We start from the raw sequence: 25,195 nt of genomic DNA on the forward strand, positions 1-25,195 counted from the left end.
AGAGGCCCCGCCCCGTCCGGGCCCGGGTGTCACCGACGATTGGGAGGAGGCGGGCGTGTACGTCCGTGAGACCGGCGACGCACACGCTTCTCCTGTCCTGCTGCTGCACGGCGGCGGCGTCGCGGGATGGATGTGGCGTCCGGTGCTGGAGCGGCTCGGGGGCGCGGCCCGCGCGATCGTTCCCGACCTTCCCGGCCACGGACGCAGCGCGGACGAGGCGTACCGCTCACACGAGGAGACCGCCCGGGCCGTGGCGGAGGTCCTGGAGGAACGCGCGCCGCGCGGCGCGCTGGTCGCGGGGTTCTCCCTGGGGGCGCAGCTCACGACGCTCCTGGCCGCGACCCGGCCCGACCTCGTCACCGGAGCCGTCGTCGTGAGCGCCCAGGCCAGACCCCTCCGGTTCCCGGGCGCGACCCTGGGCCTGCTCGCCGCGACCGCGCCGCTCGCGCGACAGCGGTGGTTCGCCAGGCTCCAGGCGAGGGAGCTGTTCGTCCCGGACGAACTCCTGGACGACTACCTCCGCGACAGCGCCCGCATGAGCCGTGCGACCCTTCTCGCCAGCGTCGGCGAGAACATCCGCTTCACCCTTCCCCCCGGCTGGTCCGGTTTCGGGGGCCCGGCGCTGGTGATGGTCGGGGAACGGGAGCGCGGACTGATGCGCGATTCCGCGCGCGGCATCCGTGACGCCCTCCCGGGCTGCCGGCTGGCCTCCGTGCCGGGATGCGGTCACGGCATACCCCTCCAACGCCCGGACCTGTTCGCCCGTGTCCTGGCCGCCAGGGTGTGAGCGGCCCGTCCGGGCGCGGCTCCGGGGCCAGGGCGCGCGTCGGCGCCCCGGCCCCGGAGCCGTCAGGCGGGGGCACCCGGGCGTCGGGGCCCGGAGGCGGTCAGACGTTCGTCACCACAGGTGGTGGACCTGGGGCCGGACGAGTTCGTCGTAGACCTCGGCCACCCGGGCGCGGACCTCGGGGTCGAGCGGGGCCAGCTCGGCGGCGGAGGCGTTGCCGCGCGCCTGGTCGGCGTTGCGGGCGCCGGGGATGACCACGCTGACCCCCTCCTGGTCCAGGATCCAGCGCAGTGCGAACTGGGCCATCGTCACGCCCTCGGGCACCAGCGGGCGCAGGCGCTCCACCGCCTCCAGTCCGGTCGCGTAGTCGATGCCGGAGAAGGTCTCGCCCTTGTCGAAGGCCTGGCCCTCGCGGTTGAAGTTGCGGTGGTCGTCCTCGCCGAAGGCGGTGTCGGCGCTGAACCTGCCCGACAGCAGACCGCTGGCCAGGGGCACGCGGGCGATGATGCCGACCCCGGCCTCGCGGGCGGCGGGCAGCACCCTCTCCAGCGGCTTGTGGCGGAAGGCGTTGAGGATGATCTGCACCGTGGCCACGTTGGGCCGGGCGATCGCGGTCAGGGCCTCGTCCACGGTCTCCACCGACACGCCGTAGGCGCGCATGCGGCCCTCGGCGACCATGGCGTCCAGGTCGTCGAAGACGGCGTCGGTGGCGATGACCCGCGAGGGCGGGCAGTGCAGCTGGACGAGGTCGATCGTGTCCACGCCCAGGTTCTGGCGGGAGCGGTCGTTCCAGGCGCGGAAGTTGTCGGGGTTGTAGTTGTCGGGGGTCTGGTCGGCGCGGCGGCCCATCTTGGTGGCCACGGTGATGCCGGGGCGCTCCTTGAGCAGCTGGCCGACGAGCCGCTCGCTGCGGCCGTCGCCGTAGACGTCGGCGGTGTCGAAGAAGGTGACACCGGCGTCGGCGGCCGCGTGCAGGGCGGCCAGGGCGTCGGCCTCGCTGACCTCGCCCCAGGAGGCTCCGATCTGCCAGGCGCCGAAACCGATGACGCCCACGTTGTTGCCGGTGCGGCCGAGTACGCGTGTTTCCATGGGTGCGATCCTAGGCCCTTGGGAGCGTTCCCATCTGCGTGGACTCCCCTGATCGCGTTCCGCTCCGGCGGCGGGGTTGACCCTGACCCCGGGTCAACCCCGCACCATGGCGGCATGAACACCGAGAACGCCACGACCAAGACGAACGGGCCCCACGAGCCGTACCGCGGACGGGGCCGCGGTGAGGAGCGGGACGGACGGGGCGCCGGGTCGCTGCGGCGCTTCACGGTCCACCACGACGGTGTCACCATCCCGGTGACCCGGGGCGGCCGGGGGCGGCCGCTGGTCCTGTGCCCCGGCCTGCACACGACACAGGCCGACCTGTGCGAGCTGGCCGGGCTGCTGCGGCGCGACCACGACGTGGTGACCTTCGACCTCAGGGGTCACGGCCTCGCCTCCGCCGCCGACCGGTACTCCTTCGAGGCCTTCCTCGGCGACCTCGGCGCCGTGCTGGCGGAACTGGAACGGCTCGGCCCGCCCGAGGCGCCCCTGCTCGTGGGCTACTCCCTGGGCGCGGACCTGGCCGTGCACCACGCCTCCGAGCACCCCGGCGGCGTCGCCGGACTCGTGCTCCTCGACGGGGCCAACCCGGTGCCCGAACCGTTCGTCACCGAGGCCGACCTGCCGCTCTTCCGCGCGATGTGGCAGGAGCAGGCGGCACGGCACGAGGCCGAGCGGGGCACCGCGCGTCAGGTGCTGCTCACCGCCCAGGAGGTCTTGGACCTGAACACGGAGATCGACGGGGTCCGGTCCACGATCCTCGACCGCTACGACAGGATCGACCTGCCCGTCAGCATGGTCGTGTCGACCGCGATGGCCGGTGACAGGGGCGGGGAACACGCGACACGGTTCAACCGGAACTGGCGTGCCGGTGTCGCGCGGCTCGTCCGCGCGCAGCCGCGCATCGCCGTGCACCGGCTCGACGCCGACCACCAGCTCGTCTTCACCCACGCCCCGGAGATCGCCCGTATCATCCGGGACACACGGGGCACGGGCGGGCGAGCCGAACCCTCGCACACACCCTGACCAGGAGGGATCGGTGCGATGCTGACCATCGGCGAACTGGCGTCGTACGCGGGGGTGACGGTGCGCGCGGTGCGGCACTACCACGCCAAGGGATTGCTGCCCGAGCCCGAACGCGACCGCTCCGGCTACCGCAGGTACGGCGCCGACGCCGTGGTCGAGCTGATCAGGATCAGGACCCTCGCCGGGGCCGGAGTCCCGTTGGCGCGTGTGCGGGAGCTGCTACGGGCCGACGAGGAGGAGTTCGCCGCGGCGGTCGCCGACATCGACGCGCGGCTGCGCGCGGAGATCCGGCAGCGGCAGCGGCACCGCGAGCAGGTCGCCCGGCTCAGAGCGGGGGACGGCCTGGCGCTGCCGCCGGAGGTGGTCGACCACCTCGCCCGGCTGCGGGGGCTCGGGGTGCACGAGCGGATCGTCAGGGCCGAGCGCGAGGGCTGGATCCTGCTGGCCGCGCACTCACCCGAACGGATCGCGGAGTGGACGGCGCGTAAGCGGGAGCAGCTCGCCGATCCGCGGTTCGTCGACTTCTACCTCGTGCTGGGCCGGGCGCTCGGCCGGAGCGGCGACGACCCGCGGTTGGCCGGGCTGGCCGACGAACTGGCCGACTACCTCACGCGGATGGCCGACGAACGGGGCGAGGACTACGTGGACGACACCGATGTCGAACCGGCGCTCGCCGAGCTGATGGACAGGCTGGTCTTCGACACGGTGCCCCCGGCGCGGCGGCTGATCGAGCTGCTGAAGGAGCGGGGCTGGTCCGGCTGGACCAGGCTCGAACGCGTGGACCCCGCGCCGGACGCGGCGCCCCGGAGGGGATGAGACGGGAGGACACGGCGGGGAGGGAGCCGCGGCCGCGGCGCTTCGGGGGGAGCGCCGGGGCCGAAGGCAGCCGGGTTCGGGGGCGGCTGGCCCAGGGGCCACCGGCACGGGACCGCCGGGTCCGGGCCCCTCCGCTTCGGGGGGCACCGATCCGGAGCGCCCGGTAAGCCCACCGCCGCGGGGCCGACGATCCGGAGTCCGCGGTACGGGGCCACCGGTCCGGGGATCGCGGGCACGGAAGCCGTCGGTGACGGAGGCGGCCCGGTGCCCTGCGCCTGTAACAGCGGTCATGCCCGGCGTTCACCGTGCCGCGACGGATCGTCCCCGGGCGTTCACACCGCGTTGCGCGCGGGCGGTTACCTTCGCTGCGTCAGCGTTCCCCCGGCAGAAAGGCACCCCCCGTGTCCCGCTTCGCCGCCCGACCCGCCCTCGCCCTGCTCGGCACGACCCTGCTGGCCCTGACCCCGGTCGTCGCCAACGCACCCGCCGCGTCCGCGGCCACCGCGCCCGAACGCGTGATCCTCTCGCCCACGGCCGATCCCGCCACCTCCCAGACCCTCGCCTGGCGCTCGGACGGCTCCGGGTCGCCGGTCATGCAGATCGCCCCCGCCGCCGACCCCGGCCGGGTCACCACGGTCGAGGGCGCCGACACCGGCTCGGCCAGCGGCACCTTCCACGCGGCCACCGCCACCGGTCTGACCCCCGACACCGCCTACCGCTACCGCGTCGGCGACGGCACCGCCTTCAGCCCCTGGCGCACCTTCACCACCGCGGCCTCCGGCGCCGAACCCTTCACCTTCCTGTACTTCGGCGACGTCCAGAACGGCATCTCCACCGGCGGTGCCACGGTGGTGCGTGCCGCCCTGGCCGCCGAACCCGACGCCGAGCTGGTCGTGCACTCCGGTGACCTGGTCGACTCGCCCAACAGCGAGTCGCAGTGGACCGAGTGGTTCGGCGCCTTCGGCCCCGAGGCCACCGGCACCGTCAACCACCTCGCCGCCCCCGGCAACCACGAGTACTCGCTGCTCTCCCTGAGCCGGTACTGGAACCCGCAGTTCCCGGGCGCGGGCAACGGGCCCGCCAGCGGACGCCACCTGCCCCAGACCGTCTACCACACCGACTACCAGGGCGTGCGCTTCGTCGTCCTCAACTCCAACTACCGCAACGCGGCGCCGCTGAGCGCCGACTCCTGGCTGGACACCCAGCAGCGCTGGCTGGAGGAGGCCCTGGCCACCAACCCCCACCCCTGGACGGTGGTCACCTTCCACCACCCGGTCTTCTCCAACAGCCCCAGCCGCGACAACGGCCCCCTGCGCGACTCCTGGCTCGACACCCTGGAGGAGCACGACGTGGACCTGGTCCTCCAGGGCCACGACCACTCCTACGGCCGGGGCAACCTGACCGCGAACCGCACCGACGACCCCGACGTGCAGACCGGCCCGGTCTACACCGTCGCGGTGACCGGCACCAAGATGTACGACGCCTCCGCCTCCAACTGGACCGACAACGGCGCCGAGGTGCGCGTGCAGCTGACCGACACCTCCACCTTCCAGGCCGTGGAGGTGGACGGCGCCCGCCTGCGCTACACCGCCCGCACCGCCGACGGCGCGGTCGTGGACTCCTTCACCATCGACAAGGGCGACGGCAAGCGCGTGACCGACACGCTCTGAGCCCCGGCGCGGCGCCCCCGGTCCCTCGCCGGGGGCGCCAGGCGCGACGAAGGACCCCGAGCGCCGGTACGGCGGGCGCCCGGAACGCCCTCGGAACGGCCCTCAGCCGTCGAAGCCGGTCAGCGCGCCCCGGCCGTCGAACCTGGCCGCCGACGCCCAGGCGATCTCCCAGCGGTTGCCCTCGGGGTCCGCGACGTACGCCGACCGGCCTCCCCAGGGGCGCTCCACCGGTTCGGCCACGACCGTGGCACCGGCCCGCACCGCGGCCGCGAAGGCGCTGTCCACCTGCTCGGGGCCGTCCACGTTGCAGGCGAGCGTGATCCCCGACCAGCCGACGGGGCCGGGGGCGCCGTCCGCCGCCTCGGCGGCCAACTCCTCCACGGGGTACAGGGCCAACAGGACGCCGCCCAGGAGGAAGGCCGCCCAGCCGTCACCGCTGGCCGGGACCTCCTCCCAGCCCAGGGCCCTGTAGAACCGGCGGAGCTCAGGCAGGTCCCGGGCTCCCAGCGTCACGACGGACAAACGCGCGGGCAGGTCAGACATGCCCGGAGGCTACGCGTTCGGCGTCCGGTGAGGGAAGGACCGGAGGGCCTGAAGTCCCAGCCAGCTGCCTCGGCCCGAAGCGTTCCCGGTAGGCGGAGGGGCTGACCCCGGTGTGGGCGCGCACGCTCGCGCGCAGGTTGGCGGTGCTGCCCAGGCCGCTGGCGCGGGCGACCGTCTCCAGCCCCATCCCGCCCGCCTCGATCAGGCGGCAGGCCAGCAGCACCCGCTCGGCGCGCAGCCAGGCCAGCGGGGTCGTGCCCAGCTCGGCCCGGAAACGGCGGTGCAGGGTCGCGGGGCTGACCGACGCCCGGGCGGCCAGGCCGGCGACGGTGAGAGGGGAGTCCAGGCGCTCGCGCGCCCAGTCCAGGAGCGGGGACAGGGAGGTGTCGGCTGCCTCGGGGACGGGCCTGGGCACGAACTGGCGCTGCCCGCCCTCGCGGTGGGCGGTGAACACCAGCCGTCTGCTGACGGTGTTGGCGACCCCCTCCCCGTGGTCGCGGCGGATCAGGTGCAACCCCAGGTCCAGGGCGGCGGCGCTGCCCGCCGCGGTGAGCACACGGCCCTCGTCCACGAACAGCACGTCCCGCTCCAGCCGGACGCGGGGGTAGGTCCGGGCGAACAGTTCCTCGAACCGCCAGTGCGTGGCGGCCCGGCGGCCGTCCAGGACCCCGGCCGCCGCCAGGGTGAACGCGCCGCTGCAGAAGCTCACCAGACGGGCGCCGCGCCGGTCCGCCGCGCGCACGGCCTCCACCACCTCCGGGGAGGGCGGCACCTCGGGGTCGGGGCGGTTGGGCACGATGACGGTGTCGGCCTTCGCGACCGCCTCCAGCCCGGCCAGGCCGCCGAGGGTGAACATGCCCCGGTGCACGCGCACCTCGGGCACGGCCGCGCACACCGTCAGGTCGTACCAGGGGCGGTCGATCTCGGGGCGGCGCAGCCCGAACAGCTCTGTGGCCACGCTCATCTCGAAGGGATTGGAGCCCTCGTCCACGACGAGGGCCACGCGGTGCGAGGATCCTTGCGGCATGTGCGATTCCTAGCACTTCCCCGGGCGGTGCGCCATCGCCAGGATGGCCCTCATGAGCGAACAGCCGATCAGCCTGAACGACGCGCTGGACTCCTTCGAGCAGCTGTGGAGCCCGCGCATCGTCACCCGGGTCAACGACTACGACGTGCGCGTGGCCAAGGTCCGGGGCGAGTACGTGTGGCACGCCCACGACGACACCGACGAGTTCTTCCTGCTTCTGGACGGGGACCTGCGCATCCGGTTGCGCGAACGCGCCGGGGGAGCCGAGCGTGTGGTCACCCTGGAGAGGGGATCGGTCTTCGTGGTGCCGCGCGGGACCGAGCACCGGCCCGAGTCCGACGGCGGGGCCGCCATCCTGCTGTTCGAGCCGACGGGAACGCTGACGGTGGGCGACCGGCACGAGGAGGTGCCCGACCACGTGGACGCCACCACCGGGCACGCCCTGGACGCGGGCTGACGCGGGGGACCGGTCGCACCGGTTCGCACGCGGGGCGCTCCGTAGCGTCGGTCCCGTCCTTCTTCGCCCCGGCCCGGGGCTCCCTCCGGCCCGGAGCCGCCGTGGAGGCCCTGTTCGTCCGCCCCGGAGCGCGGGCCCCGCGCTCCGGGGCGGAGCGCGGAGCCCGTCAGGGAGGGTCTCGTACCGCGGTCGCTCCGCGCCTCAGGAGCCGTCCCGCAGTTCGGCCAGGCGCTCGCCGGTGAAGCGGATGTGGTCGAAGGTGACGGCGCAGCCGTCGCCGGTCGGCGACTGGGCCTCGAACCCGATCCGGGCGGACGCGGCGTCGTCGATGGCGAAGAACCGGATCATCCGCCAGGCCGTGCCGTCCAGGGAGGCGTGGTAGGCGAAGGTCCGGCCGATCCGCGAGACGCGCAGCCACACCGTCCGGCCTTCGACGGTGAAGCCGTTGGCGTCGTCCGAGACGCCCCGGGTGACCACGGAGACGACCATGGGTTCACGGTCGGGGGAGTACTCGAAGCAGAGCTTGCCCCAGTGGCGGTCATCGATCCACAGGAGCAGCACTCCGGCGTCGAAGGCCGACGCGAAGTCGACGGTGACACGCGCGCTGAACTGGAAGTCGCCTTCCGGGGGGACGCCGAGCAGGGTCTCGGCGTTGAGCGTGGCCGCGGCCTCGACCCGGGGATCCGTGTCCGGGGCGATGAAGATGTCGCTGCGGGCGGTCGCGGCGGCCGTCACCGCGCCGGTCTCCTTCTCGACCGCCCATGCCTCTTCGGAGGACGGGGAGAGGGCGAAGGGCAGTCCCGGTACGTTCCAGGCGAGGGTCATGACTGCTTCCTCCGGTGTCGTGGTGCCAGGGGGTGGAAGGCCTCAGGCCCCGCCGTCCGGCGGGGTGGGGCGGGGTCTTTCGACAGCTGCCGCGGGGGGAGCGGACCACGTAAGCCTAGAAGGGGTCGGGCGCGAAGGCTCACGCGGGCGCCGCCGACCGGCCCGCCAGGAGAGAGGCCTCCGGGTCCGCCCCCTGCTGACGGGAACGCTGGCATCGGCAGAGGGCGCTGGGCGCCCGTCCACGTGGACGCCACCACCGGGCACGCGCTGGGCGCTCAAGCAGTCGTGACCGTCGGACCGGACGCACGTGCGGTGCCGCCGCCCGATCCCGCGCGGCTTCACCTGAGGAGATCCACGCGCCGGTGCTCTCGAACGCCTCGCCCAGGTCTGCGTGTCACAGCAGCGCGCCGCGTCCTCCTTCCTGGTCTGAGCACACCGTGCCGGGGCCCGGGCTCCGCACCGGTCCGGCGAAGCCCGGCAGGCACTCGCGGGGTCAGGGTCGGTTCTTGGACAGGTCCTGGACGATGGTCCGTTCGGGGACGAAGCGGACGAGTCGTGCGTCGTCGTCGAAGTCCTTGAAGTCGGCGGGCCAGGTGGACTCGTCGTCGCCCAGGTAGCGGCGGAGCTTGCGTCTGGAGCGTTCCTCGTCGTAGGGCACGACCTCGGCCTTACCGCGCATGATGACCTGGAGGAACTCCAGCCTCTCCAGGTCACAGGTGTCCACGACCAGCGCGACCCGGGGGTCCTTGGCCAGGAACCGCGACATCCGCGAGTAGGCGCCGGTGATCCACCAGACCGCGCCCTCCTCCCACAGGAACCACACCGGACGCACCGTGGGCGCGCCGGAGGAGTCGGAGGCGGCCACCCTGGCGACCAGGGGCCGGGCCAGGAAGGCGTCGACGTCGAAGGGGTGCTCGTGCTGGCTGAGGGTGCCGGGGGTTTCGCTCACAACATCAGGCTAGGCGGCCCGGGGCGGCGGGAGAAGGAGCTTTTCCCAGCTGTGGACAACCCGTCGTGGGGGTGTGCGGTGGCGGATCGGACGGAGCTGCCGCGACCACGAGAGCCCCGCCGCAACCGGCTCCGCGCCCAGAGCCCTGATCAGGGGTGAGGGGACCGCCGCAGCTTGGCCGACTCCTCCTCGCCGAAGTCCTTGGAGAGGCCCGGGACGGCCGAGGCGGCCCCGACCTCGGGTGGGGCCAGTTCGGGTTCGTCGTTCTGGAGGGCGAACGCGGGTGCCCAGCGGGCAGCGTGGTCCGGCGCGTCCACCACGGAGTGGAGGTACAGGTGCTGCCGAAGCCGCCGTGGGCGATGTGCATGAAGAAGCTCGTGCCGTCGGCGCCGCTGAACAGCTGGGCGTAGGAGGAAGCTCAGGGACCGCCGTACTCGGCGAACGGACGCCGGTTGAACCCGGCACGGCGACGCAGTCCGTCCGGTCCTCCTCGACGGCCCGGGTGGCGCACGCTTCGTTGACGGGGTCGGGTCCCGGCGCCCACGCGCCGTCCCGGTAGTGCGGTGCGGTGGTGGTCATGGGGGTCGTGCTCGCAGGTAGACCCGGTTCGCGGGCGGAGTCGGCGGTATCGGCCGGACCCGGACGACGACCCGGCGCGCAGAAGCCCGGTGTGCCCCGGTCCGCCCCGCCCGCCAGGCCTGGAACCGGTGGGGGCGACCGCTCTACGCACTTTCTCGGTAGCGTGCGGAGGATGACCCCCCACGCGACCACTCGTACGGTCCGGACCGCCGACGCGGACGGGCTCGTACCGCTCTACACGACGCTGTCGCACCCCGCGACGGCCGCGCAGATACGTAGTCGCCTCGAACGGCTGACTGGTGACCCCACCTACGAACTCTGGGTCGCTGAGGCCGCCGCAGGAGAGCTGCTGGGCTTCGCCGCCGGACACCTGCTGTTCCCGGTGGAGGACGATGCCCCGGCCGCACAGCTCATCGCGCTGGTCACCGCCGAAGAGGCACGAGGGAAGGGCGTGGGCACGGCGCTGTGCGCCGCGTTCGAGGCCTGGGCCGTGGAGCGGGGCGCGGCCCGAACGATGCTGAACTCCTCGACCAGACGGACCGAGGCCCACGCCTTCCACACTCGGCGCGGCTACACCGCGTCGGGAGTGCGGTTCTCAAAGTTCCTGTGGTACCAATCAACCGGGTACGGCGAGGGCCTCGGTCGGTAGCGCCGCGTGTTCGCGGGCGCCCAAAAACCCGGTGACGGTGGGGGAGCGGTCGGCCACAATGGCCCGATGGTCGACCGACACTTCTCCCAACCGGACCTGGCCGAGCTCTACGACTGCTTCCACTCCTGGCGGAGCTCGCCCCAGGACGACTTCTACCTCGACCTCGTCATGGACGCCCGCTCCGTCCTGGACGTGGGCTGCGGGACGGGCAAGCTCCAGCGGGTGGCGCGCGAGCGCGGCCACACCGGACGCCTGGTCGGCCTCGACCCGGCCGACGCGATGCTGGAGGTCGGGCGGCGCGACCGCGACGACGTCGAGTGGATCCTCGGTGACCTGGTCCGCGGCCCCTACGGCGAGGAGGCGGGCGGCCCCTTCGAGGGCGAGTTCGACCTGGTCGTCATGACCGGCCACGCCTTCCAGGTGTTCCTCACCGACGACGAGGTGCGGGAGTTCCTGGCCGCCGTGCGCCGCGCCCTGACCGACGACGGCCGGTTCGTGTTCGAGACCCGCAACCCGGCCGCGCGCGGCTGGGAGGCGTGGACCCCCGAGCGGGTGCGCACCGTGGACGGCCCCGGAGGGCGCAGGGCCACCTGCGTCCACCGGCTGGAGAGCGTGGAGGGCGACCTGGTCACCTTCACCTCCGACTACCGCGTCGAGGACTGGGACGAGCCCCGGAGCAGCCGCAGCACGCTGCGCTTCCTGGACGCCGACGCCCTGAACGGCTTCCTGGCCGAGGCCGGATTCGACGTGAGCGCGCAGTACGGCTACTGGGACCGCAGTCTGCTCACCGACACGGGCGCGGAGATCATCACCTTCGCCCGTCCTCGGTGATCGGCGTCCGTCCCGGAAACCACTGCCGCGAATCCCCGACACCTGCATCACTTTCTGCCGCATAATGTGAGTCATGGAAACCAGGAAGAGGAAGTCCGTGCCGGTGCGGGCGAACGCCGCCTGCATAGCTGAGCGGATCCAACACCCCGAGACTCCCGAGCGCCGCGCCGTCTCCGGTCTCGTGGGCGGACTGCCCGAAGGCGAACTGTCCGAGAGCGCGGCCCTGGCGGCTCTGCTGGAGGCCGGCCGGACCGCTGTCGCCCAGGAGGTCCTGGCCCAGGAGTACGCGGCCATGGCCCAGGAGGACACCAGAGAGGACAGGGAGGCCAGAGCGGCCATGCGCGGTCGTGTCAGCCGCCGCCAGCAGGCCGACTGATGGCGCCACTGGTTCCGGTGCGAGGCCGGGTCTACGCCGCCGACATCGGCTTCGGGCGCAAATCCTGGGTGGTGGTGTCCAACAACCACCGCAACCGGGCGTTGGGAGACTGCCTGGCGGTACGGCTGACCACGACACTGCGCACTCCCACCACCACGGTCGTGGCGCTGGGGCCCGCCGACCGCCCCTTCGTCGGGCGGGTCATGTGCGACGACATCACCCTGCTGGACGGCGAGGACCTCATCGAGGACCAGGGAGCGCTCAGCTTCGCGACCATGACCTGCGTGGCGAACGGGCTCCGGGCGGCGCTGGGCCTGTGAGGCTTCCGCCCCGCTACGGCCACCGTCCGAGCGGTGCTGCGCGGGTGGCGGCCCTCGCGGCTACCGGGACCGCAGTCCGCTCACCGACGCGGGCGCGGAGATCATCACCTTCGCCCGTCCTCGGTGATCGGCGTCCGTCCCGGAAACCACTGCCGCGCAGCCGTCGCACCCGCGCGCCGGGCGGGTGCGAGGTGGCGACGAGCCCGAAGACACCCGGCCGGGCCGGCTGGTGGCCGCCTTCCTGGTGGTCCCCCGATCCCGGCCGTGCCGGTCGCCCCCGTCCACCTTCCGCGACGGGTGACCGGCGGGCTCACCCGCGCGGGCCGAGGCTGGTCTGGAGCCCGTCCAGCAGGGCGTTGAGCCCGAACAGGAAGGTCTCCCACGCCTCCTGCTCCAGGTAGGGCTCATTCTGGTTCTCGTTGCTGAACGCCCCCTGCTCCGACATCAGGGTCAGCACAGGGAAGCGCCGGTCGAAGTCCGGGGCGACCCGTTCCAGCTGCGCGGAGCGTTCGTACCACCAGGCGTCCTCGGCCACACCCGTGACCTCCGGGGCGCGGCGCGACTCCGAGGCGATCTGCACGGGTCCGCGCACGAGGGTGAACAGGTTTCCGTAGGCGCTGCGGATCTGCGTGGGGCCCAGCCCGGCGCGGTGCAGCACCACGGCCAGCGACTCGAACAGCCGGTACTCGTTGGGGCCCAGCACCGGCCGGGCCTGGGAGACCTCCAGGGTCCAGGGGTGGCTCAGGTAGAAGTCCCACAGCCGGGTGGCCCAGGATGTCGTAGCCGTGCGCCAGTCTGGTTCGGCGTCGGCCTCGGCGGCGTCGGCCAGTTCCGCGAAGACGTGGTCGTACATCAGCTCCACGAGTTCGTTCTTGCTGGCCACGTAGGTGTACAGCGACATGGCGGTGCGCCCCAGGCGCTGGCCCACCGCGCGCATGGACAGCGCCTGCATCCCCTCGGCGTCGGCGAGGGCGATGGCGGTCTCCACCACCAGGTCCACGCTGAGTTCGGGCTTGGGGCCGGGGGCCGTGCGGGCGCCGTCCCCGTCGCGGGACCTCCACAGCAGCTCCATGGTGCGACGGGCGTCACCCTGCCCGGCGTAGATCACCACTTGCATCTCCTTACGCCATAAACTAATGTTCTCCAGCCATCAGCTTACGCCATAAGGACTCCTGAGGAGCAGTGTGTCTTCCCACCCCACCACAGCGGACACCCACGACACCATCCAGGTCCGGGGAGCCCGGGAGAACAACCTCGCCGACGTCTCGGTGGACATCCCCAAACGGAGGCTGAGCGTCTTCACCGGCCTGTCCGGCTCGGGCAAGTCCTCCCTGGTCTTCGGAACGATCGCCGCCGAGTCCCAGCGCCTGATCAACGAGACCTACACGACCTTCGTCCAGTCGTTCATGCCCACGATGGGGCGGCCCGACGTGGACAGCCTGCGCAACCTCAGCGCGGCGATCATCGTCGACCAGGAGCGGATGGGCGCCAACTCCCGCTCCACCGTCGGCACCGCCACCGACGCCGCCGCCATGCTGCGGATCGTCTTCAGCCGGGTCGGCACCCCGCGCCTGGAACCCTCCAGCGCCTTCAGCTTCAACAACTCCGAGGGCATGTGCGGTGAGTGCGGGGGACTGGGGCGCACCAACCAGATCGACGTGGACGAACTCGTCGACCGCGACCTGTCCCTGAACGAGGGCGCGATCACCGTCCCGGGCTACGGCGTGGGCAGCTGGTACTGGCAGGTGTTCGTCAACTCGGGCCTGCTGGACGCCGACAAGAAGGTGGCCGACTACACCGACCAGGAACGCCACACCCTGCTGTACCTGCCCGTCACCAAGATCAAGGCGGGCACCAACTCCTTCTCCTACGAAGGGCTGGTCCCCAAGATCAGGCGCACCTACCTGGCCAAGGACCGCGAGAAGATGCAGACGGCCGTGCGCGCCTTCGCCGACCGCGCGGTGACCTTCTCCACCTGCCCCGAGTGCGACGGCGCCCGCCTCAACGCCCGGGCCCGGGCGGTCAGGGTCGCCGGGCGCACCATCACCGAGTGCTCGGCCATGCAGGTGGACGAGCTGGCCGGGTTCGTGCGCTCCCTGGACGAGCCCTCGGTCAAGCCCCTGCTGGACAACCTCGGCCACACCCTGGAGTCCCTGGTGCAGGTGGGGCTGGGCTACCTGAGCCTGGACCGGGAGTCGGGCACGCTCTCGGGCGGCGAGGCGCAGCGGGTCAAGATGGTGCGCCACCTGGGATCCAGCCTCAGCGACGTCACCTACGTCTTCGACGAGCCGACCACCGGCCTGCACCCGCACGACATCGAGCGGATGAACAACCTGCTGCTGAGCCTGCGCGACAAGGGCAACACGGTGCTGGTGGTCGAGCACAAGCCCGAGACGATCGCCATCGCCGACCACGTGGTGGACCTGGGGCCCGGCGCCGGGCCCTCGGGCGGACACGTCACCTACACCGGTGACGTAGCCGGACTGCGGGCCTCGGGCACGCTCACAGGCGACCACCTGGACCACCGGGCCACCCTGCGCGAGCGGGTGCGCACACCCCGGGGAAACATCTCCATCACCGGAGCGAACTCGCACAATCTGAAGGACGTCAGCGTGGACATCCCCACCGGGGTGCTCACGGTGGTCACCGGCGTGGCGGGTTCGGGCAAGAGCTCGCTCATCCACGGCGCCCTGCCCGGGCGCGAGGACGTGGTGGTGGTCGACCAGTCGGCGATCAAGGGGTCGCGGCGCTCCAACCCGGCCACCTACACCGGGCTGCTCGACCCGATCCGCACCGCCTTCGCCCGCGCCAACGACGTCAAGGCCTCGCTGTTCAGCGCCAACTCCGAGGGCGCCTGCCCCGAGTGCAAGGGCGCCGGCGTCATCTACACCGACCTGGCGATGATGGCCGGGGTCTCCTCGCCGTGCGAGCACTGCGAGGGCAAGCGGTTCCGGGCCGAGGTGCTCACGCACAAGCTGCGCGGCAAGGACATCAGCGAGGTGCTGGCGATGTCGGTGGTGGAGGCGCGCGAGTTCTTCCCCGGCGGCAACGCCCGCACGATCCTGGACCGGCTGCACGACGTGGGTCTGGGCTACCTGGGCCTGGGCCAGCCGCTGACCACCCTGTCGGGCGGTGAGCGCCAGCGCCTGAAGCTGGCCATCAACATGGCCCGCGACGGGGCGGTGTACGTGATGGACGAGCCGACCACCGGCCTGCACCTGGCCGACGTGGACCGGCTGCTGGCGCTGCTGGACCGGTTGGTGGACGACGGCAACACGGTGGTCGTGATCGAACACCACCAGGCGGTGATGGCGCACGCCGACCACCTCATCGACCTGGGTCCGGGCGCCGGGCACGACGGCGGCCGGATCGTGTTCGAGGGCAGCCCCGCCCAGCTGGTGAAGGAGGGCGACACCCTCACCGCCCGCCACCTGCGGGCCTACCTGGAGCGCTGACCGAGGTTCTCCGGGAGGGCCTGAGCGGCGGACACGCGTGCTGAGGGCCCTCGCGTGCGGCGGGGACAGCCGGGCGCTGTCCCCGTGTCCGTCCCGGCGCAGCCGGTGCCGGGACGGACGTACCGTGCCCCCCGACCGGCCGACGGACTCGGTGGTCCCCGACGGGACCGGGCGACTCCAGTCCCCTCGGATCCCTGCCCCGGAAACGGTCGGGCACCGGCGGGGGTGGCGCGGTCGCGTCCGTGCCGCTCCCGCCTCGGGAACGGAAACGGACTGGCAGCGGGGTGGCGGCCGGGCGCAGTGGCCCCGGCGCGTCGCCCACGTCCTAGGCTGAGCCGGTGAGCGAACCGATCATCGTGGCCCGTGACGTGGACGTGGAACTGGGCGGCGTCCCGGTCCTGCTCGGAGTCGACCTCACGGTCGCGCCCGGGGAGGTGGTCGCGGTGCTCGGCGCCAACGGCGTCGGCAAGACCACCCTGCTGCGCTGCCTCGCCGGGCTCCAGCGGACCGCGGGCGAGGTCAGCGTGCTGGGTCGGCCCCCCGTGGACGAACCCGGGTTCTGGCGCGAGGTCGCCCTCGTCGGCGACGAACCCACCTGGTACCCGGGACTGACCGTGCGCGAGCACCTGGAGCTGATGCGGGCCGTACACGGCCCCGGACGGCTGGAGGCAGCGGCGGCCGTGGAACTGTTCGAGCTGTCCGGCTGCGCGGACCGGGCCCCGTCCTCGCTCTCGACCGGGCAGCGCCAGCGGCTGTCCCTGGCCATGGCGCTGCTGCGGCCGAGCCGGTTGCTGCTGTTGGACGAACCCGAACGCGGACTCGACGCCGCCTTCCGCGGACGGCTCGCGGAACTGCTCACCGAGTACGCCGAGAACGGCGGCACGGTGGTGATGGTGACCCACGATCCGCGGTTCGCCGAGGACGCCCGCCGCGTCGCCCTGGAGGCCGCCGCGTGAACGGGACCACGCGGACACGAGGGGCGTGGACGGGAGCGACACGGGTCCGGGCCTTCGTGCGGGCCCGGAACCGCCGACACCGCAGCTGGTCCGACCGCTACGTCATCCTGCTGGCCCTGGGGCTGCTGGTGGTGACGGTGTCCCCGGTGATCGGACGCGCGGTGGCGGCCGTGCCCGACGCGGTCGATCCGGCGCGTGCGGGTGCGGGCCTGGCGCTGGTCGCGCTGCTGCTGGCGGCCTCCCTGAGGCTGGCGCGCGCGGTCGGGCCGGTGGCGGTGTCGGCGGCGGACGCGGCGTGGCTGGTGCTCTCGCCGCTGCCGCGCCGCGGGGTGCTGGCCCCTGCCCTGCTGGTCATGGCCGTGGTGTGCGCCGTGGTCGGCGCGGTGTTCGGCCTGGCGCTGCTGAGCGCGCTCGGCGCCCCCGACGCCCTGGCGCTCCGGCTGCTGGCGTCCGTGGTCCTGGCCGTGTCGTGGACGATGGGCGGGACGGCGACGGCCGTGCTGGCGCAGGCGTCGCAGCCCTGGGACGAGCGGCTGACCGCGCTGCTCGTCGCCCTCGTCGTCGCGGCGGCCGCCGCGACGGTGATGGGCGCGGGCCCGGGGCGCGGGGTGCTCGTGGGCATCGCGTCGGCTCCCGTGTCGGCGTGGGGCGCGGCGGCGTGCGCTTCGGCCGGGGTGGCCGCCGCCCTGGCGTGGCGGGCCTGGCGGGCACTGGCGCGCATCCCGGCCCGCGCTGTCCTGGAGGCCTCGTCCAGGGCGGAACTCGCGGCGGGCGCGCTCATGGTCATGGACCCGGGTTCGCTGTCCTGGATCGCCGAGGACGCGCACTGGCGCTCACGCGTGCTGCGCTCGCGGGCGTGGCCGTCACGGCTGCGCGGTGCGGCGGCGGTGGCCTGGCTGGACTGGCGGCGGCTGGCGCGACGACCGGGGATCCTGGCGCTGGTGGCGGCGGCGACCGTTCTGCCCGTGCTGGCCGCCCGTGCGGGCGCCGGGGAGACGGGCGCGCTGGTCGTCCTCGCCGTGGGCGCGCTGGCGGTCGCCGCGACGGGCACCGCGGGGGCGCGCCGGGACGCCGGGGACGCGGCGCTGGCGCGGTTGCTGGGCACCGGTCCGCGCGCGCTCCTGGCGGCGAGGGCGGTGCTGCCCGCCCTGCTCGGCGGCCTGTGGCTGACCCTCGCGCTGGTCGGACTGGACCTCGCTGGTTCTGGGGGGCTCTTGTGGCCGCTGGGACTGCTGTGCGCCCCGGCGCTGGCGGCGGGGGCACTGCGGCTGGCGCGGCGCCGACCCGTCGAGCACACGATGCCCGTCGTGGACACGCCCCTGGGCCCGGTGCCGTTGGGGCCGGTGGTGTGGGCGCTGACCGGCGCCGACATCGCCGTGCTCGGATGCCTGCCCGCGCTCCTGGCGTTCGCCACCGGGGTGACCGGGCCGCTGCTCGCGGCGCAGGCGGTGTGGGGCGCGGTGGTGCTGGCGGCCTACTGCGCCGCTCCGAGACGCGGGTAGACACGCGTACCGGAGAAGGCGGTCGGGTCCCCGCTGAGGCGCAGACCCCGGATGCGGGGGGAGATGCGGGATCGGGGCACGCGCGGCCTGCCGCGCCGTCCAGAGACGTGCGTAGGGGCCAGTCCGCTGTATACGCCTTTCGTCACCCGCGGCCTCAGACGCGGATGGAGGCGCGAGAGCAAGACACAGGCCGCCTGCTGCGGATGCGGACGGGTCAGGGCCGGGCGCAGACCACCTTCTCGCCGCCCCCAGGCTCGGAGGGGGACGCGGGACCGGGGCACGCGCGGCCTGCTGTGCCGCCCCGGGGCGCGCGGGGGAACGTGGTCGGGTCGTGGGAGCGGGGCCGTTCCCCTCGCGGTCGGCCGCTCAGGGTTCGGGTTCCTCGCCGCCCGGCTCGGCCGGGTCCGCCGCGCCGGCCGACAGCAGCCTTCGCGCCAGCACGCGGCAGCGTCCCGCCAGCTCCGGCGGGTCGAGCACCTCGAAGTCGTGGCCCAACAGGAGCACGTGCATGAGCACGAAGTCGAGGTCGTGGCCGCCGCTGACCACCTCGCATCGCCCGTCGCCCCGGCCCCGCACGACCGCCGCCGACGCGGGGATCTGCGCGCGCACCGTCTCGGCCGACGCGTGTACGAGGAAGCGCGCCCGGCGCGGGTAGACCCGGCTGGCCACGCCCTCCTGCACGTACGCCGCCGCGTCGGGGGCCGCACGGGGGTGGAAGCGCCAGGTCCGCGCGACCACGGCGGTCATCCGGTCCACGCGGAAGCTGCGCCAGTCGTCGCGGTCCAGGTCGTAGGCGAGCAGGTACCAGCGCCGTTCGGAGGCGACCAGGCGGTGGGGCTCGACCCGCCGCCGTCGCACCCCCCTCCCGGACGGATAGTCGAAACCGGCCTCGACCCCGTCGCGGCAGGCCCGGGCCAGCGTCATGAGCACCTCGGGATCGACCGGCACGCGGCCCGGGCCGAAGGACTCCACCGAACCGGAGAGCGCGCGCACCTCGTCGCGCAACCGGGTGGGCAGCACCCGGTCGAGCTTGGTCAGCGCCCGCAGCGCGGCGTCGCCCGCGCCGCCTTCCGCACCGTCCGCGCCGCCCGCTCCGGCGAGCAGCGAGACCACGGTGGCGATCGCCTCCTCGTCGTCCAGCAGCAGCGGCGGCAGATCCTTGCCCGGACCGAGCTGGTAGCCCCCGCCGACCCCCTGGCTGGCGTGTACCGGATAGCCGAGCGCGCGCAGGCGGTCGACGTCGCGCCGCACCGTGCGCGGCGTGACCCCGAGCCGGTCGGCGAGTTCGGGGCCGGTCCAGACCCGGCGCCGCTGCAACAGTCCGAGCAGCGTGAGCACCCGTTCCGTCGTACCGCGTTCGTCTGCGCCTGCCGTGTCCATGCGGTCCACACTGTCAGAGATAGCGGACCGATCCTGTCCGCCAGTGGTGCCAGAGTGGCCGCATGGACACCACAGAACCCGACTGGAACCAGACCCTGCGCGAGCAGTGGGAGTTCCACTGGAACCACCACATCCGGCCCCGCCTGGAGGGCCTCACCGACGACGAGTACTTCTGGTCACCGGTGCCGGACTGCTGGAGCGTGTGGCCGCGCGGCGGTTCGACGGCGCCCGTGCAGGCGGGTTCGGGGGACTTCACGATCGACTTCGCCTTCCCGGAGCCGGACCCCGCGCCCTTCACCACGATCGCCTGGCGGCTCGGCCACGTCATCGTCGGCGTGCTCGCCATGCGCAACGCGTCGCACTTCGGCGCACCGGCGGCCTCGTACGAGACGTGGGAGTACGCCGGAAACGCGTCCGACGCGCTCGACCAGCTCCAGACCCAGGTCGACGTGTGGCTCGCCGGGGTGCGCGACCTGGACGCGGCCGCGCTGCGGACCCCGGTCGGCGCCAAGGAGCCCTACCCCGAGGCACCCATGGCGGACCTGGTGCTGCACATCCACCGCGAGCTGATCCATCATCTGTCCGAGGTCTGCCTGCTGCGCGACCTCCACCTGCACACGGCGGCAGCCGCGAACGGAGCGAACCGATGAGCCTCGACGTCCAGATCACCTTCGACACACACGATCCCCGGGCGCTGTCGTCCTTCTGGCGCGACGTGCTGGGCTACGTCCACCCCGGGCCGCCCGGGGCCGACCTGCCCGAGGGCGCCGATCCGCTGGCCGCGTGGGACGCCTTCCTGGAGCAGGTGGGCGTGCCCGAGGACCAGCGCAACACGAGGTCGGCCATCGAGGACCCCGAGGGGCGCGGCCCCCGGCTGTTCTTCCAGCGGGTGCCGGAGGACAAGGTGGTCAAGAACCGCCTCCACCTCGACGTGCGCGTGGCGCCCGGGCTGCGGGGGGAGGAGCGGATGGCGGCGCTGGAGGCCGAGTGCGCGCGACTTCTGGCGCTGGGGGCGACGAGGGTGCGCCGCCACGAGCCGGAGCCGCCCATGGAGACCGGCTTCATCGTGATGGCCGACCCCGAGGGCAACGAGTTCTGCCTGGACTGAGGCCCTCCGGCCGTGGTGCCCGTGTCCCTCCGGGGGCGCGGGCACCCTTGTGTGTCCCCGCGGTGTTATCCGCACGCCGCACGGGAGGCCACGGGGCTGTCACCAGCGGGTGACGTGCCAAGCAGTGCCCTCAGTGGTGCGCTCGTCGCCCTGCACGCCCCGGAGGAGGGAACAGGGACGGGCCCCGGGAGGGGTGGGTGGCGGTCCGGGGTCGGGTCAGGGACATCCCCGATAGTTTCCTGACCGTGCGTGCTAGATTCTGGCCATGCGGTCAAAAAACGAACCAGGCGGACAGAAGCGGTCCTTCATCGAGGAGGCCCGCAGAGCGCAGATCACCTCGGCGGCGGTCGAGACCATCGCCGAGGTGGGCTACCCCAACGCCTCCCTGGCGCGGATCGCGCGCACGGCCGGGATCAGCAAGGGCGTGATCTCCTACCACTTCGCCGGAAAGGACGAGCTCATGGACCAGGTGGTGACCGACGTCTACACCGAGATCGCCGAGTCCGTCCTCCCCGGGATGCTGGAGCAGACCAACGCCGCCGACATGCTGCGGGCCCACGTGCGCGGCGTGGCCGAGTACGCGCTGTCCCACCCCGAGCGCATGGCCACGCTGGCGCAGATCTTCACCCACGCGCGCAAGGCGGACGGCTCCCCGCGCTACGGGGCGGCGGAGTCCGACGTGCTCTACGAGTCCCTGGAGGGCCTGTACCGGTCCGGACAGGAGAGCGGCGAGTTCCGCGACTTCGACGTGCGGGTGATGGCGGTGACCCAGCAGACGGCTATCGACGCGATGTTCGCCTACTGGAGCGCCCACCCCGGCCACGACCTCATGGCGCACGCCCGCGAGCTGGGCGAACTGCTCGTGCGCGCCACCCGCGCCGACCGCTCCCCACCCCCGAACGACTGACGAGGACACCATGACGCAGCACGCCAGCCCACCCCTCCTCCCGGACCCCGCGCCGCCCGCGCGCGGGCGCCTGCACCACGTCGACAACCTGCGGGTCGCGCTGACCGTGCTGGTCGTCCTGCACCACGTCGCGCTCACCTACGGCAACATCCCGGTGTGGTTCTACCTCGAACCGGCCCAGGACCCCTCCGGCGGCCTTCTGGACCTGTTCGTCTTCCTCAACCAGACCTACTTCATGGGACTGTTCTTCCTGCTCGCGGGCTACTTCGTGCCCGGAGCGGCCGACCGCCGGGGCGGGCGCGGGCTGGTCCGCGAGCGCCTGGTGCGCCTGGGGGCGCCCTTCCTGCTGTTCGTGCTGCTGGTCCGCCCGTTCCTGATGATCCCCAACTACGGGCCCGCCGTCGAGATGTTCGCGGCCGAGGGCGGCGAGCTGCCGTTCTGGCTGTTCCTGATCGTGACCTACGACCCCGGGCCCATGTGGTTCGTGGAGGTCCTGCTGGTCATGACCCTGGCCTACGTGGCCGTGCGGAGCCTGCGCGAGCGCCGCGCCCGGCAGACGGGCGCGGCGGTCGAGCCCCCCGCGCGGCCCGCCGACACCGCTCCGCTGCGCTGGGCCGTGCCCGTCGCGGCCCTCACCCTGGGCCTGGCACTGGTCACCTTCGCCTGGCGCTACCTGGCCCCGGCCCCGTACTGGCCGATCGTGGGGCTGCCCAGCCCCGGCTTCCTGCCCCAGTACGTCACCCTGTTCGTCCTGGGCGTGCTGGCCTACCGGGGCAACTGGCTGGTCCGGCTGCCCGGCGCCGCCGGGTGGTGGGGCGCGGCCCTGGCCCTGACGGGTCTGGCGGCGGGAGCGGCGGTCACGGTCCTGCTGGGCGAGATCACGCCCGCGTCGGGCACCTGGCAGGCGCTGGCGCAGATCACCTCCGAGTCCGTCCTGGCCACGGGCGCGATGCTCATGCTGCTGGTGGGTTTCCGGCGCTTCGCCAGCGGGAGCAACCGCCTCACGCGCTGGCTGTCCGACAACGCCTTCGCCGTGTACGTCCTGCACCCGCTGGTGCTGGTAGGGCTGGGTGTGGCCCTGAGCGGTTGGGAGGCCAGCGCGCTCGTGAAGTTCCTCGGCATGGGAGCGCTCGCGGTCCCGGCCTGCTGGGCGCTGGCCACCGCCGTGCGGTCGGTTCCCGGAGCGCGTCGGATCCTGTGAGGGACCGGTCGGGGCCCGTCTCCGGATTTCGCGGAGACGGGCCCCGACCCGCGTGTGCGCCGGGCTAGGGTCGGAACGCGACCGACACGAAGGGACCGTGGTGACCAGCCAGAAGGAACGCATGCTCGCCGGTGAGCTCTACCAGGCGGACGACCCCGAACTCCAGGCCGACCTCGTCCGGGCGGAGAGGCGCGCGGAGGCGTTCAACAACGCCTCCGTGGACGACCCGGACCGCCGGAAACTCCTGGCCGACCTCGTGGGCGGGCTGGGCGAGGACGCCTGGGTCCGGCCCCCGCTGCGGGTGGATTACGGCTCCATGATCACCATCGGCGCGCGCACGTTCGTCAACTGCGGCGCGGTGATGCTGGACGTGGCCCCGATCAGTATCGGCGCGGACGTGCAGATCGGCCCCAACGTCCAGCTGCTCACCCCCACCCACCCGGTGGACCCCGACCAGCGGCGCGACAAGTGGGAGGCGGCCGAGCCGATCACCATCGGCGACAACGTGTGGCTGGGCGGCGGGGTCATCGTCTGCCCGGGTGTGACGATCGGGGAGAACACCGTGGTGGGCGCCGGGGCGGTGGTCGTGCGCGACCTGCCCGCCAACGTGGTGGCCGTCGGCAACCCGGCCCGCGTGGTGCGCCACATCTGACCCGTTTCCGTCCTCGGGGAGGGTTCCGGCACGTCCCCGCGTGCTGACCGGTCACGGAGAACCGTCCCCCGGTGTGGCGCCACCGGGGGACGGGGTCTGCGGCGGCGGAAGTCGGCCCCTTTTCGGGGCGCCCGCCCGAAGGAGGGGGAAGGCTCCGTCCGGGCCTTCCCCCGCAACTCCTCTAGGACACCGCCTGTCCGGCGGAGACCCCCGCGGGGTCGTCAGCGGCGAACTGGGTCCGGTACAGCTCGGCGTAGCGGCCGCCCCGTGCCAGCAGTTCGGTGTGGGTGCCGCGCTCCACGATCCGTCCGGCCTCCACGACCAGGATGGCGTCGGCGGCGCGGACGGTGGAGAGCCGGTGGGCGATGACCAGCGCGGTCCGCCCCTCCAGCGCCTCGGCCAGGGCGGCCTGCACCGCGGCCTCGGAGGTGGAGTCCAGGGCCGAGGTGGCCTCGTCGAGGATGACCACCTCGGGTCCGGCCACCAGCAGGCGGGCGATGGTCAGGCGCTGGCGCTCACCGCCGGAGAAGCGGTACCCGCGCTCGCCGACCACCGTGTCCAGACCGTCGGGCAGGGCGGCGACGAGCTGGTCCAGGCGGGCGCGGCGCAGCGCGTCCCACAGTTCCTCCTCCGTGGCCCCGGGCCGGGCCAGCGACAGGTTGGCGCGCACGGTCTCGTGGAACAGGTGCCCGTCCTGGGTGACCATGCCCAGGGTGGCGCGCACGGAGGCGAAGGACAGGTCGCGCACGTCCACCCCCGCCAGGCGCACGGCGCCCGAGTCCACGTCGTACAGGCGCGGGGCCAGCTGGGCGATGGTGGACTTGCCCGCGCCGGAGGAGCCCACCAGGGCGACCGTCTGCCCGGGTTCGATCCGGAAGGACACCCCGTGCAGGACCTCGCGCTGCTCGGCGGTGTCCAGGACGGCGACCTCCTCCAGGGAGGCCAGCGACACCCTGTCCGCGGAGGGGTAGGCGAAGGAGACGTCGTCGAACTCCACCGACACGGGCCCGGCGGGGACCTCGCGGGCCTCCTCCCTCTCCTCCACCAGGGGCCGCAGGTCCAGGACCTCGAAGACCCGGCTGAAGCTGACCAGCGCGCTCATCACCTCCACCCGGGCGCTGGCCAGGGAGGTGAGCGGGGCGTACAGGCGGGTGAGGAGCATGCCCATGGACACCACCGTGCCCGCGTCCAGGCGGCCGGTCAGGGCGTAGAAGCCGCCCAGGCCGTAGACCAGGGCCAGGGCGAGCGCGGAGACCAGGGTCAGGGCGGTGAAGAAGACCTCCTGGACCATCGCGGTGCGCACGCCGATGTCGCGGACCCGTCCGGCGCGGCGGGCGAACTCGGCCGACTCCTCCTCGGGGCGGCCGAAGAGTTTGACCAGGGTGGCGCCGGGAGCCGAGAAGCGTTCGGTCATCTGGGTGCCCATGGCCGCGTTGTGGACGGTGCGCTCGCGCTCGATCCTGGCCAGGCGCGCGCCCATGCGGCGGGCGGGCACCACGAACAGCGGCAGCAGCACGAGCGCGAGCAGGGTGATCTGCCAGGACAGGGCGAGCATGACGGCCAGGGCCAGGACCAGGGTGACCAGGTTGCTGAGCACCCCGGAGAGCACGTCGCTGAAGGCGCGCTGGGCGCCGATGACGTCGTTGTTGAGGCGGCTGACCAGGGCGCCGGTGCGGGTGCGGGTGAAGAAGGCGACCGGCATGCGCTGGACGTGGTCGTAGACGGTGGTGCGCAGGTCCAGGATGAGCCCCTCGCCGACCCGGGAGGAGAGCCAGCGCACCACCAGCCCCAGGGCGGCTTCGAGGACCGCGACGGCGGCGATGAGCCCGGCCAGGAACAGCACGGGTTCCAGCGGGCCGCCCTCGGTGATGGCGGTGACGACCCGTCCGGCCAGGAGCGGGGAGGCCACGGTCAGGGCGGCGGTGACCACGCTCAGGGCCGTGAACCAGGCCAGCTGGCGCGCGTGGGGACGCGCGAAGGAGGCGATCCGGCGCAGGACGGGCAGGGAGAAGGGTCGCTGGTCCTCGCGGGCGTGCATGGCGTGGTACATGGAGGTCCACGCGGCCATTTCCATACTCATGGTCGTCCAC

The 25,195-nt window shown here is 73.3% G+C and carries 26 protein-coding genes; 17 read left to right on the forward strand and 9 right to left on the reverse strand.

The features are described 5' to 3' along the window. Positions 1–55: 55 nt before the first annotated feature. Complete coding sequence (locus NDAS_RS10115; RefSeq protein ID WP_013153078.1) at positions 56–787, forward strand: alpha/beta fold hydrolase; 732 nt, start codon at positions 56–58, stop codon at positions 785–787. 111 nt (positions 788–898) lie between these two features. Here the strand turns inward: NDAS_RS10115 and NDAS_RS10120 are convergent, their stop codons facing one another. After that, positions 899–1,876 carry an aldo/keto reductase gene (locus tag NDAS_RS10120; RefSeq protein ID WP_013153079.1) on the reverse strand — a complete coding sequence of 326 codons (978 nt, stop codon included), beginning with the start codon at positions 1,874–1,876 and terminating at the stop codon, positions 899–901. 114 nt (positions 1,877–1,990) lie between these two features. Here NDAS_RS10120 and NDAS_RS10125 point away from each other — a divergent pair, with 114 nt between their 5' ends. The 3 genes from NDAS_RS10125 to NDAS_RS10135 all read left to right on the forward strand — a co-directional run bounded on the left by NDAS_RS10125 (position 1,991) and on the right by NDAS_RS10135 (position 5,388). Further along, positions 1,991–2,902 carry an alpha/beta fold hydrolase gene (locus tag NDAS_RS10125; protein ID WP_013153080.1) on the forward strand — a complete coding sequence of 304 codons (912 nt, stop codon included), beginning with the start codon at positions 1,991–1,993 and terminating at the stop codon, positions 2,900–2,902. A gap of 18 nt (positions 2,903–2,920) precedes the next feature. Beyond that, entirely contained in the window at positions 2,921–3,718 is a 798-nt protein-coding gene (locus tag NDAS_RS10130) for a MerR family transcriptional regulator (protein ID WP_013153081.1), read from the forward strand. Positions 3,719–4,119: 401 nt separating this feature from the next. Next, the gene (locus NDAS_RS10135) at positions 4,120–5,388 is read left to right on the forward strand and encodes a purple acid phosphatase family protein (protein ID WP_013153082.1); all 1,269 of its coding nucleotides are present in this window, start codon (positions 4,120–4,122) and stop codon (positions 5,386–5,388) included. Positions 5,389–5,490: 102 nt separating this feature from the next. On the opposite strand, the gene NDAS_RS10140 is transcribed toward NDAS_RS10135, so the two are convergent. Continuing rightward, entirely contained in the window at positions 5,491–5,931 is a 441-nt protein-coding gene (locus tag NDAS_RS10140) for a VOC family protein (RefSeq protein ID WP_013153083.1), read from the reverse strand. Next, positions 5,924–6,958 (reverse strand): helix-turn-helix domain-containing protein, encoded by a 1,035-nt coding sequence (locus NDAS_RS10145; RefSeq protein WP_013153084.1) that lies wholly within the window; start codon positions 6,956–6,958, stop codon positions 5,924–5,926. The genes NDAS_RS10140 and NDAS_RS10145 overlap by 8 nt, the downstream gene beginning before the upstream one ends. A 52-nt stretch (positions 6,959–7,010) precedes the next feature. On the opposite strand from NDAS_RS10145, the gene NDAS_RS10150 reads away from it, so the two are divergent. Then, positions 7,011–7,415, forward strand: a complete 405-nt coding sequence (locus NDAS_RS10150; protein WP_013153085.1) for a cupin domain-containing protein — start codon at positions 7,011–7,013, stop codon at positions 7,413–7,415. Positions 7,416–7,616: 201 nt separating this feature from the next. Here the strand turns inward: NDAS_RS10150 and NDAS_RS10155 are convergent, their stop codons facing one another. The 3 genes from NDAS_RS10155 to NDAS_RS29270 all read right to left on the reverse strand — a co-directional run bounded on the left by NDAS_RS10155 (position 7,617) and on the right by NDAS_RS29270 (position 9,509). Continuing rightward, positions 7,617–8,240: a DUF1349 domain-containing protein gene (locus NDAS_RS10155; RefSeq protein WP_013153086.1), complete on the reverse strand. Its 624-nt coding sequence runs from the start codon at positions 8,238–8,240 to the stop codon at positions 7,617–7,619. 493 nt (positions 8,241–8,733) lie between these two features. Continuing rightward, complete coding sequence (locus tag NDAS_RS10160; RefSeq protein ID WP_013153087.1) at positions 8,734–9,189, reverse strand: pyridoxamine 5'-phosphate oxidase family protein; 456 nt, start codon at positions 9,187–9,189, stop codon at positions 8,734–8,736. Between the two features lie 149 nt (positions 9,190–9,338). Beyond that, positions 9,339–9,509, reverse strand: a complete 171-nt coding sequence (locus NDAS_RS29270) for a hypothetical protein (protein WP_013153088.1) — start codon at positions 9,507–9,509, stop codon at positions 9,339–9,341. A 431-nt stretch (positions 9,510–9,940) separates the two neighbouring features. On the opposite strand from NDAS_RS29270, the gene NDAS_RS10170 reads away from it, so the two are divergent. The 4 genes from NDAS_RS10170 to NDAS_RS10185 all read left to right on the forward strand — a co-directional run bounded on the left by NDAS_RS10170 (position 9,941) and on the right by NDAS_RS10185 (position 11,944). After that, on the forward strand, positions 9,941–10,417 hold the full coding sequence (locus tag NDAS_RS10170) for a GNAT family N-acetyltransferase (RefSeq protein WP_013153089.1): 477 nt from the start codon (positions 9,941–9,943) through the stop codon (positions 10,415–10,417). A gap of 66 nt (positions 10,418–10,483) precedes the next feature. Then, on the forward strand, positions 10,484–11,248 hold the full coding sequence (locus NDAS_RS10175; protein WP_013153090.1) for a class I SAM-dependent methyltransferase: 765 nt from the start codon (positions 10,484–10,486) through the stop codon (positions 11,246–11,248). Positions 11,249–11,321: 73 nt separating this feature from the next. Further along, positions 11,322–11,624, forward strand: a complete 303-nt coding sequence (locus tag NDAS_RS10180) for a molecular chaperone GrpE (protein WP_210746184.1) — start codon at positions 11,322–11,324, stop codon at positions 11,622–11,624. Continuing rightward, positions 11,624–11,944: a type II toxin-antitoxin system PemK/MazF family toxin gene (locus NDAS_RS10185; protein ID WP_013153092.1), complete on the forward strand. Its 321-nt coding sequence runs from the start codon at positions 11,624–11,626 to the stop codon at positions 11,942–11,944. Before NDAS_RS10180 ends, NDAS_RS10185 begins: the two co-directional genes overlap by 1 nt. A 310-nt stretch (positions 11,945–12,254) precedes the next feature. Here the strand turns inward: NDAS_RS10185 and NDAS_RS10190 are convergent, their stop codons facing one another. Continuing rightward, complete coding sequence (locus NDAS_RS10190) at positions 12,255–13,055, reverse strand: TetR/AcrR family transcriptional regulator (RefSeq protein WP_013153093.1); 801 nt, start codon at positions 13,053–13,055, stop codon at positions 12,255–12,257. Between the two features lie 73 nt (positions 13,056–13,128). Between NDAS_RS10190 and NDAS_RS10195 the strand changes: the two genes are divergently transcribed. The 3 genes from NDAS_RS10195 (at position 13,129) to NDAS_RS10205 (ending at position 17,857) form a co-directional block, all read left to right on the forward strand. Beyond that, entirely contained in the window at positions 13,129–15,399 is a 2,271-nt protein-coding gene (locus tag NDAS_RS10195) for an ATP-binding cassette domain-containing protein (protein WP_013153094.1), read from the forward strand. A gap of 338 nt (positions 15,400–15,737) precedes the next feature. Continuing rightward, a complete protein-coding gene (gene ccmA / locus NDAS_RS10200) occupies positions 15,738–16,355 on the forward strand; it encodes a heme ABC exporter ATP-binding protein CcmA (protein ID WP_013153095.1) in 618 nt (205 codons plus the stop codon). A 56-nt stretch (positions 16,356–16,411) separates the two neighbouring features. Beyond that, entirely contained in the window at positions 16,412–17,857 is a 1,446-nt protein-coding gene (locus NDAS_RS10205) for a DUF6297 family protein (RefSeq protein WP_126624981.1), read from the forward strand. Between the two features lie 366 nt (positions 17,858–18,223). Here the strand turns inward: NDAS_RS10205 and NDAS_RS10210 are convergent, their stop codons facing one another. Continuing rightward, complete coding sequence (locus NDAS_RS10210; protein WP_013153097.1) at positions 18,224–19,237, reverse strand: helix-turn-helix transcriptional regulator; 1,014 nt, start codon at positions 19,235–19,237, stop codon at positions 18,224–18,226. 62 nt (positions 19,238–19,299) lie between these two features. Between NDAS_RS10210 and NDAS_RS10215 the strand changes: the two genes are divergently transcribed. From NDAS_RS10215 to NDAS_RS10235, 5 genes are all read left to right on the forward strand, one after another. Beyond that, positions 19,300–19,887, forward strand: coding sequence for a DinB family protein (locus tag NDAS_RS10215; RefSeq protein ID WP_013153098.1), 588 nt, complete (start codon positions 19,300–19,302; stop codon positions 19,885–19,887). Continuing rightward, positions 19,884–20,345, forward strand: coding sequence for a VOC family protein (locus NDAS_RS10220; protein WP_013153099.1), 462 nt, complete (start codon positions 19,884–19,886; stop codon positions 20,343–20,345). The genes NDAS_RS10215 and NDAS_RS10220 overlap by 4 nt, the downstream gene beginning before the upstream one ends. A gap of 265 nt (positions 20,346–20,610) precedes the next feature. Continuing rightward, on the forward strand, positions 20,611–21,252 hold the full coding sequence (locus NDAS_RS10225) for a TetR/AcrR family transcriptional regulator (protein ID WP_013153100.1): 642 nt from the start codon (positions 20,611–20,613) through the stop codon (positions 21,250–21,252). Positions 21,253–21,262: 10 nt separating this feature from the next. Further along, positions 21,263–22,453 (forward strand): acyltransferase family protein, encoded by a 1,191-nt coding sequence (locus NDAS_RS10230; RefSeq protein WP_013153101.1) that lies wholly within the window; start codon positions 21,263–21,265, stop codon positions 22,451–22,453. 97 nt (positions 22,454–22,550) lie between these two features. Then, complete coding sequence (locus NDAS_RS10235) at positions 22,551–23,105, forward strand: sugar O-acetyltransferase (protein WP_041552650.1); 555 nt, start codon at positions 22,551–22,553, stop codon at positions 23,103–23,105. Between the two features lie 181 nt (positions 23,106–23,286). Here the strand turns inward: NDAS_RS10235 and NDAS_RS10240 are convergent, their stop codons facing one another. Next, on the reverse strand, positions 23,287–25,185 hold the full coding sequence (locus NDAS_RS10240; protein ID WP_013153103.1) for an ABC transporter ATP-binding protein: 1,899 nt from the start codon (positions 25,183–25,185) through the stop codon (positions 23,287–23,289). Positions 25,186–25,195 lie beyond the last annotated feature (10 nt).

The sequence above is a fragment of the Nocardiopsis dassonvillei subsp. dassonvillei DSM 43111 genome (assembly GCF_000092985.1).
GTDB lineage: Bacteria > Actinomycetota > Actinomycetes > Streptosporangiales > Streptosporangiaceae > Nocardiopsis > Nocardiopsis dassonvillei.